At 42.2% G+C, this 13,818-nt stretch carries 8 protein-coding genes, 3 tRNA genes, 3 rRNA genes and 1 other annotated feature; of the genes, 12 read left to right on the top strand and 2 right to left on the bottom strand.

What is annotated here, in order from left to right; all coding sequences use genetic code 11:
- The first annotated feature begins 27 nt into the window (after positions 1–27).
- The 5 genes from MHH71_RS15980 (at position 28) to rrf (ending at position 5,038) form a co-directional block, all read left to right on the top strand.
- Positions 28–1,579, top strand: a 16S ribosomal RNA gene (locus tag MHH71_RS15980).
- Positions 1,580–1,710: 131 nt separating this feature from the next.
- Positions 1,711–1,787, top strand: a tRNA-Ile gene (locus MHH71_RS15975).
- An 8-nt stretch (positions 1,788–1,795) separates the two neighbouring features.
- A tRNA-Ala gene (locus MHH71_RS15970) sits at positions 1,796–1,871 on the top strand.
- Positions 1,872–1,950: 79 nt separating this feature from the next.
- Positions 1,951–4,872 (top strand): 23S ribosomal RNA (locus MHH71_RS15965).
- Positions 4,873–4,922: 50 nt separating this feature from the next.
- A 5S ribosomal RNA gene (gene rrf / locus MHH71_RS15960) occupies positions 4,923–5,038 on the top strand.
- The 16S, 23S and 5S rRNA genes sit together here with 2 tRNA genes alongside, the layout of an rRNA operon.
- Before the next feature lie 40 nt (positions 5,039–5,078).
- Here the strand turns inward: rrf and MHH71_RS15955 are convergent.
- Positions 5,079–6,074, bottom strand: coding sequence for a YaaC family protein (locus tag MHH71_RS15955; RefSeq protein WP_006093068.1), 996 nt, complete (start codon positions 6,072–6,074; stop codon positions 5,079–5,081).
- A gap of 115 nt (positions 6,075–6,189) precedes the next feature.
- Here MHH71_RS15955 and guaB point away from each other — a divergent pair, with 115 nt between their 5' ends.
- The 7 genes from guaB to MHH71_RS15920 all read left to right on the top strand — a co-directional run bounded on the left by guaB (position 6,190) and on the right by MHH71_RS15920 (position 13,113).
- A complete protein-coding gene (gene guaB, locus MHH71_RS15950; RefSeq protein WP_018783552.1) occupies positions 6,190–7,653 on the top strand; it encodes an IMP dehydrogenase in 1,464 nt (487 codons plus the stop codon).
- A 104-nt stretch (positions 7,654–7,757) separates the two neighbouring features.
- Positions 7,758–9,077, top strand: coding sequence for a serine hydrolase (locus MHH71_RS15945; protein ID WP_018767813.1), 1,320 nt, complete (start codon positions 7,758–7,760; stop codon positions 9,075–9,077).
- A gap of 159 nt (positions 9,078–9,236) precedes the next feature.
- The gene (gene pdxS / locus MHH71_RS15940; RefSeq protein WP_003194186.1) at positions 9,237–10,124 is read left to right on the top strand and encodes a pyridoxal 5'-phosphate synthase lyase subunit PdxS; all 888 of its coding nucleotides are present in this window, start codon (positions 9,237–9,239) and stop codon (positions 10,122–10,124) included.
- A 17-nt stretch (positions 10,125–10,141) separates the two neighbouring features.
- Positions 10,142–10,732, top strand: coding sequence for a pyridoxal 5'-phosphate synthase glutaminase subunit PdxT (gene pdxT / locus MHH71_RS15935; RefSeq protein WP_003194184.1), 591 nt, complete (start codon positions 10,142–10,144; stop codon positions 10,730–10,732).
- Between the two features lie 54 nt (positions 10,733–10,786).
- Positions 10,787–11,008, top strand: a binding site (T-box leader).
- 50 nt (positions 11,009–11,058) lie between these two features.
- Positions 11,059–12,333 carry a serine--tRNA ligase gene (gene serS / locus MHH71_RS15930; RefSeq protein WP_003194183.1) on the top strand — a complete coding sequence of 425 codons (1,275 nt, stop codon included), beginning with the start codon at positions 11,059–11,061 and terminating at the stop codon, positions 12,331–12,333.
- A 136-nt stretch (positions 12,334–12,469) separates the two neighbouring features.
- Positions 12,470–12,562: transfer RNA gene (locus MHH71_RS15925), tRNA-Ser, on the top strand.
- Positions 12,563–12,729: 167 nt separating this feature from the next.
- On the top strand, positions 12,730–13,113 hold the full coding sequence (locus tag MHH71_RS15920; protein ID WP_033798547.1) for a DUF3797 domain-containing protein: 384 nt from the start codon (positions 12,730–12,732) through the stop codon (positions 13,111–13,113).
- 35 nt (positions 13,114–13,148) lie between these two features.
- Here MHH71_RS15920 and MHH71_RS15915 read toward each other — a convergent pair whose 3' ends face one another.
- Complete coding sequence (locus MHH71_RS15915; RefSeq protein WP_003194179.1) at positions 13,149–13,817, bottom strand: deoxynucleoside kinase; 669 nt, start codon at positions 13,815–13,817, stop codon at positions 13,149–13,151.
- Position 13,818: the final 1 nt, after the last annotated feature.

The following is a 13,818-nucleotide window of genomic DNA, read 5'->3' as shown; positions in this document are numbered from 1 at the left end:
TTATTTTAGATGCTAGACAAACTAACTTTATTGGAGAGTTTGATCCTGGCTCAGGATGAACGCTGGCGGCGTGCCTAATACATGCAAGTCGAGCGAATGGATTAAGAGCTTGCTCTTATGAAGTTAGCGGCGGACGGGTGAGTAACACGTGGGTAACCTGCCCATAAGACTGGGATAACTCCGGGAAACCGGGGCTAATACCGGATAACATTTTGCACCGCATGGTGCGAAATTCAAAGGCGGCTTCGGCTGTCACTTATGGATGGACCCGCGTCGCATTAGCTAGTTGGTGAGGTAACGGCTCACCAAGGCAACGATGCGTAGCCGACCTGAGAGGGTGATCGGCCACACTGGGACTGAGACACGGCCCAGACTCCTACGGGAGGCAGCAGTAGGGAATCTTCCGCAATGGACGAAAGTCTGACGGAGCAACGCCGCGTGAGTGATGAAGGCTTTCGGGTCGTAAAACTCTGTTGTTAGGGAAGAACAAGTGCTAGTTGAATAAGCTGGCACCTTGACGGTACCTAACCAGAAAGCCACGGCTAACTACGTGCCAGCAGCCGCGGTAATACGTAGGTGGCAAGCGTTATCCGGAATTATTGGGCGTAAAGCGCGCGCAGGTGGTTTCTTAAGTCTGATGTGAAAGCCCACGGCTCAACCGTGGAGGGTCATTGGAAACTGGGAGACTTGAGTGCAGAAGAGGAAAGTGGAATTCCATGTGTAGCGGTGAAATGCGTAGAGATATGGAGGAACACCAGTGGCGAAGGCGACTTTCTGGTCTGTAACTGACACTGAGGCGCGAAAGCGTGGGGAGCAAACAGGATTAGATACCCTGGTAGTCCACGCCGTAAACGATGAGTGCTAAGTGTTAGAGGGTTTCCGCCCTTTAGTGCTGAAGTTAACGCATTAAGCACTCCGCCTGGGGAGTACGGCCGCAAGGCTGAAACTCAAAGGAATTGACGGGGGCCCGCACAAGCGGTGGAGCATGTGGTTTAATTCGAAGCAACGCGAAGAACCTTACCAGGTCTTGACATCCTCTGACAACCCTAGAGATAGGGCTTCCCCTTCGGGGGCAGAGTGACAGGTGGTGCATGGTTGTCGTCAGCTCGTGTCGTGAGATGTTGGGTTAAGTCCCGCAACGAGCGCAACCCTTGATCTTAGTTGCCATCATTAAGTTGGGCACTCTAAGGTGACTGCCGGTGACAAACCGGAGGAAGGTGGGGATGACGTCAAATCATCATGCCCCTTATGACCTGGGCTACACACGTGCTACAATGGACGGTACAAAGAGCTGCAAGACCGCGAGGTGGAGCTAATCTCATAAAACCGTTCTCAGTTCGGATTGTAGGCTGCAACTCGCCTACATGAAGCTGGAATCGCTAGTAATCGCGGATCAGCATGCCGCGGTGAATACGTTCCCGGGCCTTGTACACACCGCCCGTCACACCACGAGAGTTTGTAACACCCGAAGTCGGTGGGGTAACCTTTTTGGAGCCAGCCGCCTAAGGTGGGACAGATGATTGGGGTGAAGTCGTAACAAGGTAGCCGTATCGGAAGGTGCGGCTGGATCACCTCCTTTCTATGGAGAATTGATGAACGCTGTTCATCAATATAAGTTTCCGTGTTTTGTTTTCGTTTAGTTTTGAGAGTTCAATAAACGTATTGACTCTTAAAAGATAATATGATATAAAATAATTCTGCAATTTGTATGGGCCTATAGCTCAGCTGGTTAGAGCGCACGCCTGATAAGCGTGAGGTCGATGGTTCGAGTCCATTTAGGCCCACCATACAATTTGGGGCCTTAGCTCAGCTGGGAGAGCGCCTGCCTTGCACGCAGGAGGTCAGCGGTTCGATCCCGCTAGGCTCCACCAAAACGCTATTTTACATAGCATGGTATGTTCTTTGAAAACTAGATAACAGTGTAGCTCATATTTTTTTTAATTTTAGTTTGGTTAAGTTAGAAAGGGCGCACGGTGGATGCCTTGACACTAGGAGTCGATGAAGGACGGGACTAACGCCGATATGCTTCGGGGAGCTGTAAGTAAGCTTTGATCCGAAGATTTCCGAATGGGGAAACCCACCATACGTAATGGTATGGTATCCTTACCTGAATACATAGGGTAAGGAAGACAGACCCAGGGAACTGAAACATCTAAGTACCTGGAGGAAGAGAAAGCAAATGCGATTTCCTGAGTAGCGGCGAGCGAAACGGAATCTAGCCCAAACCAAGAGGCTTGCCTCTTGGGGTTGTAGGACATTCTATACGGAGTTACAAAGGAACGAGGTAGACGAAGCAGCCTGGAAAGGCTCGTCACAGAGGGTAACAACCCCGTAGTCGAAACTTCGTTCTCTCTTGAATGTATCCTGAGTACGGCGGAACACGTGAAATTCCGTCGGAATCTGGGAGGACCATCTCCCAAGGCTAAATACTACCTAGTGATCGATAGTGAACCAGTACCGTGAGGGAAAGGTGAAAAGCACCCCGGAAGGGGAGTGAAAGAGATCCTGAAACCGTGTGCCTACAAATAGTCAGAGCCCGTTAATGGGTGATGGCGTGCCTTTTGTAGAATGAACCGGCGAGTTACGATCCCGTGCGAGGTTAAGCTGAAGAGGCGGAGCCGTAGCGAAAGCGAGTCTGAATAGGGCGTTTAGTACGTGGTCGTAGACCCGAAACCAGGTGATCTACCCATGTCCAGGGTGAAGTTCAGGTAACACTGAATGGAGGCCCGAACCCACGCACGTTGAAAAGTGCGGGGATGAGGTGTGGGTAGCGGAGAAATTCCAATCGAACCTGGAGATAGCTGGTTCTCCCCGAAATAGCTTTAGGGCTAGCCTTAAGTGTAAGAGTCTTGGAGGTAGAGCACTGATTGAACTAGGGGTCCTCATCGGATTACCGAATTCAGTCAAACTCCGAATGCCAATGACTTATCCTTAGGAGTCAGACTGCGAGTGATAAGATCCGTAGTCAAGAGGGAAACAGCCCAGATCGCCAGCTAAGGTCCCAAAGTGTGTATTAAGTGGAAAAGGATGTGGAGTTGCTTAGACAACTAGGATGTTGGCTTAGAAGCAGCCACCATTTAAAGAGTGCGTAATAGCTCACTAGTCGAGTGACTCTGCGCCGAAAATGTACCGGGGCTAAATACACCACCGAAGCTGCGAATTGATACCTATGGTATCAGTGGTAGGGGAGCGTTCTAAGGGCAGTGAAGTCAGACCGTAAGGACTGGTGGAGCGCTTAGAAGTGAGAATGCCGGTATGAGTAGCGAAAGACGGGTGAGAATCCCGTCCACCGAATGCCTAAGGTTTCCTGAGGAAGGCTCGTCCGCTCAGGGTTAGTCAGGACCTAAGCCGAGGCCGACAGGCGTAGGCGATGGACAACAGGTTGATATTCCTGTACCACCTCTTTATCGTTTGAGCAATGGAGGGACGCAGAAGGATAGAAGAAGCGTGCGATTGGTTGTGCACGTCCAAGCAGTTAGGCTGATAAGTAGGCAAATCCGCTTATCGTGAAGGCTGAGCTGTGATGGGGAAGCTCCTTATGGAGCGAAGTCTTTGATTCCCCGCTGCCAAGAAAAGCTTCTAGCGAGATAAAAGGTGCCTGTACCGCAAACCGACACAGGTAGGCGAGGAGAGAATCCTAAGGTGTGCGAGAGAACTCTGGTTAAGGAACTCGGCAAAATGACCCCGTAACTTCGGGAGAAGGGGTGCTTTCTTAACGGAAAGCCGCAGTGAATAGGCCCAAGCGACTGTTTAGCAAAAACACAGGTCTCTGCGAAGCCGTAAGGCGAAGTATAGGGGCTGACACCTGCCCGGTGCTGGAAGGTTAAGGAGAGGGGTTAGCGTAAGCGAAGCTCTGAACTGAAGCCCCAGTAAACGGCGGCCGTAACTATAACGGTCCTAAGGTAGCGAAATTCCTTGTCGGGTAAGTTCCGACCCGCACGAAAGGTGTAACGATTTGGGCACTGTCTCAACCAGAGACTCGGTGAAATTATAGTACCTGTGAAGATGCAGGTTACCCGCGACAGGACGGAAAGACCCCGTGGAGCTTTACTGTAGCCTGATATTGAATTTTGGTACAGTTTGTACAGGATAGGCGGGAGCCTTTGAAGCCGGAGCGCTAGCTTCGGTGGAGGCGCTGGTGGGATACCGCCCTGACTGTATTGAAATTCTAACCTACGGGTCTTATCGACCCGGGAGACAGTGTCAGGTGGGCAGTTTGACTGGGGCGGTCGCCTCCTAAAGTGTAACGGAGGCGCCCAAAGGTTCCCTCAGAATGGTTGGAAATCATTCGTAGAGTGCAAAGGCATAAGGGAGCTTGACTGCGAGACCTACAAGTCGAGCAGGGACGAAAGTCGGGCTTAGTGATCCGGTGGTTCCGCATGGAAGGGCCATCGCTCAACGGATAAAAGCTACCCCGGGGATAACAGGCTTATCTCCCCCAAGAGTCCACATCGACGGGGAGGTTTGGCACCTCGATGTCGGCTCATCGCATCCTGGGGCTGTAGTCGGTCCCAAGGGTTGGGCTGTTCGCCCATTAAAGCGGTACGCGAGCTGGGTTCAGAACGTCGTGAGACAGTTCGGTCCCTATCCGTCGTGGGCGTAGGAAATTTGAGAGGAGCTGTCCTTAGTACGAGAGGACCGGGATGGACGCACCGCTGGTGTACCAGTTGTTCTGCCAAGGGCATAGCTGGGTAGCTATGTGCGGAAGGGATAAGTGCTGAAAGCATCTAAGCATGAAGCCCCCCTCAAGATGAGATTTCCCATAGCGTAAGCTAGTAAGATCCCTGAAAGATGATCAGGTTGATAGGTTCGAGGTGGAAGCATGGTGACATGTGGAGCTGACGAATACTAATAGATCGAGGACTTAACCATATAATATGAAGCAAATGTTATCTAGTTTTGAAGGAATATACCTTCAATAGTTTGGTGATGATGGCAGAGAGGTCACACCCGTTCCCATACCGAACACGGAAGTTAAGCTCTCTAGCGCCGATGGTAGTTGGGACCTTGTCCCTGTGAGAGTAGGACGTCGCCAAGCAATTAAAGCACGAGTCATTTGACTCGTGCTTTTTTATTTCCTAAGAAATAGGGAATTGTTGACCTAGTAAAAACAGTAAAACATAGTAAGGGATTTTCTTTGTAGAGATTCCTAAAAATTGATAAATAAATGGGTAATCTTCGGAGGCATAGCTTCCTAATAGGTCGTACCACCAGTCGGTCTCGTAGCGAGAAATCATGCTTAAATTGTAGAGCAATAAATAATGTATGAGTGGTTCTGGTAAGAATAATTTACAACTTCTTACGTCTTTAGTTATTGGCAAATAGTAAGTGCTGGTATTGCAATCAAAAGATAAAGGTGTACTGTACAAAGGGTTCCATGTTTTAGTGGAAGCTGAGAATAGTAGATCAGATTCAAAGGTTTCACTTGGTGTGTACTGTATACTGAGATGTTTACAAGATGTTTCTATGTAACGAGAAAAACGCTCTTTCGTCATATGTAGACGATCAAGTATGTTGGGAGAAAATGAAATATGATGTTCGTCTACCGTATGAACCTTATATAACATTTTCTCTTTTTGACTATACTGGAATAAGGTTTCTAATTCGGGGATTTTCCCCATTAGTTCTAACATAATAAATTTCTCGGCCTCCAAGTGTTTCATGTGAAACATCCGTTCTGCAACATGGGTGAATAATCCATTCTTCTGCACTTTAACCTCATCCTCTAAAAACTGATATCCTTGTTTTTTTCGTTTACGTGTTGTTACTCCATGTGCCAAAACTGTTGTTGTTTCTGGATAGTTAGGATCAACAGTTAATAAGCACGCTTTTAAAAGTTGACTCATTCCATAAAATAACAGCATAGGTTGGATTGAAAAAGGTGCAGTTTTACATAATTCATAATAACTTTTTCCGTGCTCTAAGTAATAAATAAAAGGGTAACAATTTTCGAAGCTTTTTTTTTCAGCGTTTTCAATAGGTAATTTTTCATAACAGCGGGCAAGATAACGCTGTACATGTTGGGATGAAAAAAAGAAACTTAATTGCTGCCAAGTATGAGATGTATGATGCATATATTACGCTCCTTTTATTATCTAAAAATTCTAACATTTACGCACTTTCTTGACAGTATTTTAACCAATTGTTAAGCTACTAATAATAATTTCTGGTATCATGGGGGGAACAATTATGTGGGAATCTAAATTTGTTAAAGAAGGTTTGACATTCGATGATGTATTACTTGTACCAGCGAAGTCAGATGTATTGCCAAGAGAAGTAAGTGTTAAGACAGTTCTATCTGAAAGCTTGCAGTTAAACATTCCTTTAATTAGCGCAGGAATGGATACAGTAACAGAAGCTGATATGGCTATTGCAATGGCACGTCAAGGTGGTTTAGGAGTTATTCATAAGAATATGTCTATCGAGCAACAAGCTGAACAGGTTGATAAAGTAAAACGCTCTGAAAGCGGCGTTATTTCAGATCCTTTCTTTTTAACTCCAGATCATCAAGTATATGATGCAGAGCATCTTATGGGAAAATATCGTATCTCAGGTGTACCAATTGTAAATAACTTAGAAGAGCAAAAATTAGTTGGTATTATTACAAACCGTGATATGCGTTTTATTCAAGACTACTCTATTAAAATTTCCGATGTAATGACAAAAGAAAAGTTGATTACAGCTCCAGTTGGCACTACGCTAGAAGAAGCTGAAAAGATCCTACAGAAATATAAAATTGAAAAGCTCCCTCTTGTTGATAATAACGGTGTATTACAAGGGCTTATCACAATTAAAGATATTGAAAAAGTAATTGAGTTTCCAAACTCAGCAAAAGACAAGCAAGGTCGTTTGTTAGTTGGAGCAGCAGTTGGTGTAACTGCAGACGCTATTCTTCGTATCGATGCATTAGTAAAAGCAAACGTAGACGTAATTGTACTTGATACAGCTCATGGACATTCTCAAGGTGTCATTGAGAAGGTGAAAGAAGTTCGTGCGAAGTACCCAACACTAAATATTATTGCAGGTAACGTTGCCACAGCTGAAGCGACACGCGCATTAATTGAAGCAGGTGCAAATGTTATCAAAGTTGGTATTGGACCAGGTTCTATTTGTACAACACGCGTTGTAGCTGGTGTTGGTGTACCACAATTAACAGCTGTATATGATTGTGCGACAGAAGCTCGTAAGCACGGTATTCCAGTCATTGCTGATGGTGGTATTAAATACTCTGGTGATATGGTAAAAGCTTTAGCAGCAGGAGCACACGTTGTAATGCTTGGTAGTATGTTTGCTGGTGTAGCTGAAAGTCCAGGAGAAACTGAAATTTACCAAGGTCGCCAATTTAAAGTGTATCGTGGTATGGGCTCTGTTGGAGCAATGGAAAAAGGAAGTAAAGATCGTTACTTCCAAGAAGGTAATAAAAAACTTGTTCCAGAAGGTATCGAAGGCCGTGTGCCATATAAAGGACCTTTAGCTGATACAGTTCACCAATTAGTTGGTGGTTTACGTGCAGGTATGGGGTATTGCGGAGCAAATGACTTAGAATTCTTACGTGAGAATGCACAATTTATTCGTATGTCAGGTGCTGGTTTACGTGAAAGTCACCCACATCACGTACAAATTACAAAAGAGGCACCAAATTACTCTTTATAATGTCTTATATGTAAATAGATGGAGATTTGATATCTCTGTCTATTTTTTTTTGATTATGTTAGAATAACGGTTATGTGAGTACAAAGATATTGGGGGTAACAAAAGTGAAAGGTATGTTTTGCAAGCGATTTATTGCAATGGTAACAGTGCTTACACTATTTTGTAGCATGTTTGTTACATATGGTAGTGCATCGGCAGAAACAGGTGCTGCTTTAAATGTTGAAGCAGGAGCAGCAATTTTAGTAGAAGCAGATTCTGGAAAAATTTTATATCAAAAAAATGCAGATGAATTATTAGCGATTGCTAGTATGACAAAAATGATGAGTGAATACTTAGTTAATGAAGCGGTGGCTAAAGGAAAACTTAAGTGGGACCAAAAGGTAAAAGTTTCTGAATACGCACATATGATTTCACAAGATCGCTCATTATCAAACGTTCCATTAGAAAATGGTGGCTCTTACACGGTAAAAGAGCTATATGAAGCGATGGCAATTTATTCTGCAAACGGAGCAACAATTGCTTTAGCTGAAGCAATTGCAGGTAAAGAAGCAGATTTCGTAAAAATGATGAATGATAAAGCAAAAGAGCTTGGATTGAAGAATTATAAATTCGTAAACTCTACTGGCTTAACAAATCATGATTTAAAAGGACAACAACCTGAAGGTACAACTCCAGACGAGGAAAATAAAATGTCTGCTAGAGATTGTGCAATTTTAGCACAACATCTTATTCAAGATTTTCCCAAAGTATTAGAAACAGCTAAAATTCCGAAAAAAGTATTCCAAGAAGGTGGAAAATATCCTGTTAAAATGGATAACTGGAATTGGATGCTAAAAGGATTAGTTAAGGAATATGAAGGTGTAGATGGTTTGAAAACAGGATCTACTCCAGAAGCTGGAGATTGTTTTACAGGTACAGCTGAAAGAAATGGTATGCGTTTAATTTCTGTCGTTATTAAAACAAATTCTCATACAGCACGTTTTGACGAAACAAAGAAATTGTTTGATTACGGTTTTACAAACTTTGAAGTGAAAAAGGTATATCCAAAAGGATCTGCGGTAAAAGGACATGAAACTGTACGAGTAGAAAATGCGAAAGATAAAGATGTAACAATTCAGACTAAACAAGCAATTGCGCTTCCGATGTTAAAAGGAAGTAAAGACGTCTATAAAACAGAATTTAAAGACGTAAGTAAAGATAAAGAAGCACCAATTAAAAAAGGTACAACACTTGGTCAAATGATTATATCACCTAAAGATAATAATGATCCTGGATTCCTATCAGGTAAATCATTACAAGTAGATCTTATTACAAAATCAGAAGTAGAAAAGGCAAACTGGTTTGTACGTTCTATGCGTGGTATCGGTTCTTTCTTTAGTGGTATTTGGAACAGTGCTGTTGATACAGTAAAAGGTTGGTTTTAAGAGCTCCTCGTTGTAGGAGCTTTTTTTATTCCTATTTTTCATACCGACTTTATGAAAAAGTAGTGGACAAGCCTCTAATAGTTAGTGGTAGAATGTAAGAGTATTCTCAATTTTCGCCGTTAATGGGGAAAAGCAATTCACCTAGGGAGGTTTTTGTACATGACAAATGTAACAGGGACAGAACGTGTAAAACGTGGAATGGCAGAAATGCAAAAAGGCGGCGTTATCATGGACGTAGTTAACGCTGAGCAAGCAAGAATTGCAGAGGAAGCGGGCGCAGTTGCTGTTATGGCACTAGAGCGCGTTCCTGCAGATATTCGTGCAGCAGGTGGCGTTGCACGTATGGCAGATCCAACAATTGTTGAAGAAGTTATGGGTGCTGTATCAATTCCAGTTATGGCAAAATGCCGTATTGGTCACCTCGTGGAAGCACGTGTACTGGAATCATTAGGGGTAGACTACATTGATGAGAGTGAAGTATTAACTCCAGCTGATGAAGTATATCATTTAAATAAACGTGATTACACTGTTCCATTTGTATGTGGATGTCGTGATATTGGAGAAGCAGCTCGTCGTATTGCGGAAGGTGCATCTATGCTTCGTACAAAAGGCGAGCCTGGAACAGGGAACATTGTAGAAGCAGTACGTCATATGCGTCAAGTAAACGCAGAAATCCATCAAGTTGTAAGCCTACGTGAAGACGAATTAATGACATATGCAAAAAATACTGGAGCTCCTTATGAAGTATTACTTGAAATCAAACGTCTTGGTCGCCTACCAGTTGTAAACTTTGCAGCAGGTGGTGTAGCAACGCCGGCAGATGCTGCATTAATGATGCAACTTGGTGCAGATGGTGTGTTCGTAGGATCTGGTATTTTCAAATCAGAAAACCCAGAAAAATTTGCACGTGCTATTGTTGAAGCAACGACACATTACGAAGATTATGAGCTAATTGCAAGCCTTTCTAAAGGATTAGGTACTGCAATGAAAGGTGTCGAAATTTCAACATTATTACCAGAACAACGCATGCAAGAACGCGGTTGGTAATTAAAGGAGATTTTCAAATGGTTAAAGTCGGTGTATTAGGTCTTCAAGGAGCTGTTCGCGAACATGTAAAGGCAGTTGAAGCAAGTGGTGCAGATGCTGTAATTGTAAAGCGTGTGGAGCAACTTGAAGAAATTGATGGTCTTATTTTGCCAGGCGGTGAAAGTACAACAATGCGCCGTCTTATTGATAAGTACGATTTTATGGGGGCACTTCGTGAATTTGCGAAATCTGGTAAACCAATGTTCGGTACGTGTGCAGGTATGATTTTACTTGCAAACAATCTTATTGGTTATGAAGAATCCCACATCGGTGCTATGGATATTACAGTTGAACGTAATGCGTTTGGACGCCAAAAGGATAGCTTCGAAGCTTCCCTTTCGATAAAAGGTGTAGGAGAAGACTTTATTGGTGTATTTATTCGTGCGCCATACGTTGTAAGTGTAGGGGATAACGTAGAAATTCTTTCTATGCACAATGACCGAATGGTAGCAGTAAGACAAGGACCATTTTTAGCAGCTTCTTTCCATCCGGAGTTAACGGATGACCATCGTGTTACAGCATATTTTGTACAGATGGTGAAAGAGGAGAAAATGAAAAAAGTTGTATAAGTAACTTGCAACTTGTGTAAGATTATAGTAAATTGATGGTAACAATTTTATAAAATAAACGTGTTGATAGGAAGTAGTAACAAATGTTGTTTCTTATAGAGAGTCGGTGGCTGGTGGAAACCGATAGAAACAGTTTGTGAATCCATCCTGGAATGAAATGTGGAATATCTTTATGATTAGTAAACATTTCCGGTGAAGAGTCGTTATTTCTACTTGAGAGGAAAGCAATATTGCTTTCAACTAGGGTGGCAACGCGGGTTAACTCCCGTCCCTTTTTACAGGGACGGGAGTTTTTGTGTTTTATAAAATAAAAGGAGGAATATATAATGCTTGATATTAAATTTTTACGTGCGAATTTTGAAGAAGTAAAAGCAAAGTTACAGCATAGAGGTGAAGATTTAACTGATTTCGGTCGTTTTGAAGAATTAGATACAAGAAGAAGAGAGCTACTTGTTCAAACAGAGGAATTGAAAAGTAAACGTAATGAAGTGTCTCAACAAATCTCTGTGTTAAAGCGCGAAAAGAAAGATGCAGAGGCATTAATTTTAGAGATGCGTGAAGTAGGGGAAAAGGTAAAGGATTTTGATAACGAACTTCGTATAGTTGAAGAAGATTTAGAGAGATTAATGCTTTCTATTCCAAATATCCCACATGAGTCTGCACCAATTGGCGAAACAGAAGATGATAACGTGGTAGCGCGTACTTGGGGAGAAGTAAAAGAATTTAACTTTGAACCAAAACCTCACTGGGATCTTGCAACTGATTTAGGAATTTTAGATTTTGAGCGTGCTGCTAAAGTAACGGGAAGCCGCTTTGTATTCTATAAAGGTGCAGGTGCAAGATTGGAACGTGCTTTAATTAGCTTTATGCTGGATCTTCATACTGATGAACATGGATATGAAGAAGTTTTACCTCCGTATATGGTAAACCGTGCAAGTATGACAGGAACGGGACAACTTCCAAAGTTTGAAGAAGATGCGTTCCGTATTGAGAGTGAAGATTATTTCTTAATTCCTACAGCTGAGGTTCCTGTAACAAACATGCACCGTGACGAAATCTTAAGTTCAGAGCAATTACCAATTCGTTATGCAGCATTTAGCTCTTGTTTCCGTTCTGAAGCAGGATCAGCTGGACGCGATACACGTGGTTTAATCCGTCAGCATCAATTTAATAAAGTTGAGCTTGTGAAATTTGTTAAACCAGAAGATTCTTATGAAGAATTAGAAAAATTAACAAATGATGCGGAACGCGTGTTACAATTATTAGGTCTACCATATCGTGTTATGAGCATGTGTACAGGAGATTTAGGATTTACAGCAGCGAAGAAATACGATATTGAAGTATGGATTCCAAGCTATGGCACGTATCGTGAGATTTCTTCTTGTAGTAACTTCGAAGCATTCCAAGCAAGACGTGCGAATATTCGCTTCCGTCGTGAGCCGAATGCAAAACCAGAACCTGTTCATACACTAAATGGATCTGGACTTGCAATTGGACGTACAGTTGCAGCTGTTTTAGAAAACTATCAACAAGAAGATGGTACAATTATAATTCCAGAAGTTCTTCGCCCTTATATGGGAGGAAAAACAGTTATTAAATAAATTGAAACTTTCATCGGTATGAGTGTTGTCAGTAAAAAAATGTAGGAAAAGGAGATTGTTTTTTCCTTTTCCTATAATTTATTATAGTGTACTTGACTAACTGTTTTTCTTTTGATATTATATTTGATGTCAATATGGAGGTATACCCAAGTCTGGCTGAAGGGATCGGTCTTGAAAACCGACAGGCGGCGAGAGTCGCGCGGGGGTTCGAATCCCTCTACCTCCTCCAGATATAATTGACAACAGCGCATATAAGTGGAGATTGGAGAACTCGTTACCAACACGTAACGAGTTTTTATTTTAAAACCAATCAGAAAGTATGATGTAAGGCGGGAAAACGCCTTATGAAACACTCATATTCCGATGATTATCTTCATAGATATGAAAGGAGTCAACATGGATCTTATTATACAAACGTTTCCTTTAGATGGAAAAACTTTATACTATGTACAATGTCCAGTCTGTAAGAACAATAGAATTTTAAATAGTGGTGCAAACGTATCACGTATTATAAGTGATGATACATTCCGTAAACTTTGCGGTTGTACTTGTAATGCGAAGAAAGAATTGAGAAAAGTAGAAGCACCGAAACAAACTACAAAAAAAGAAGTAGCTCCAAAACGTACTGGTAAAGTATTAACAGCAATCATTAATGGAAAAGAAATGACCGTTAAAGAAATTGCTGAGACATATGATATTAGTACAAGTACGGTTCGTCAGCGTATTAATGCTGGGAAACCAGAGAGCGAAATTATTGCTCCAACGAAAAAGAAAAAGTAAGTTAATAGGAAAACCCGTGCATTCGCACGGGTTTTTTATTTTACAAGCTTACGTGTTTGTTTTAAGAAATGACCAATTTTCTTAATAATTGGTTCAATTGAGTCTTCATCTTTTAAAATATCGTATTCATTAATATTTAAGCGTAGGACAGGACATGAATTAAAGTTATTAATCCAGTTTTCATAACGTCCGTGCATTTCTTGCCAATACTCAATTGGAGTTTGTTGTTCCATAGGGCGACCGCGTTCTTGAATACGACTGACAATATCATCAAAAGAACCTTCTAGATAGATTAATAAGTCTGGGTGCGGGAAGTAAGGTGTCATAACCATTGCATCGAATAACCCTTTGTATGTTTCATAATCTGTTTCTGTCATTGTTCCTTTTTCGTGATGCATTTTCGCAAAAATGCCAGTATCTTCATAGATAGAACGATCCTGTACAAAGCCACCGCCGTATTCGAAAATTCTTTTTTGTTCTTTAAATCTTTCTGCTAAAAAATAAACTTGTAAGTGAAAGCTCCAGCGCGTGAAATCAGCATAGAACTTATCTAAATATGGATTTGAATCTACTTTTTCAAATGATGTTCGGTAACCTAAAGCATTGGCAAGTGTGGTTGTCATAGTTGATTTACCAACGCCAACTGTACCAGCAATTGTAATTACTGCATCATTTGGTATATCATACTTTTCCCTTAAATTCATT

It is taken from the genome of Bacillus sp. FSL H8-0534, assembly GCF_038005885.1.
Taxonomy (GTDB): domain Bacteria; phylum Bacillota; class Bacilli; order Bacillales; family Bacillaceae_G; genus Bacillus_A; species Bacillus_A pseudomycoides.
Note: the sequence above shows the minus strand (reverse complement) of the source record. Positions and strands in the feature narration are given on the sequence as shown.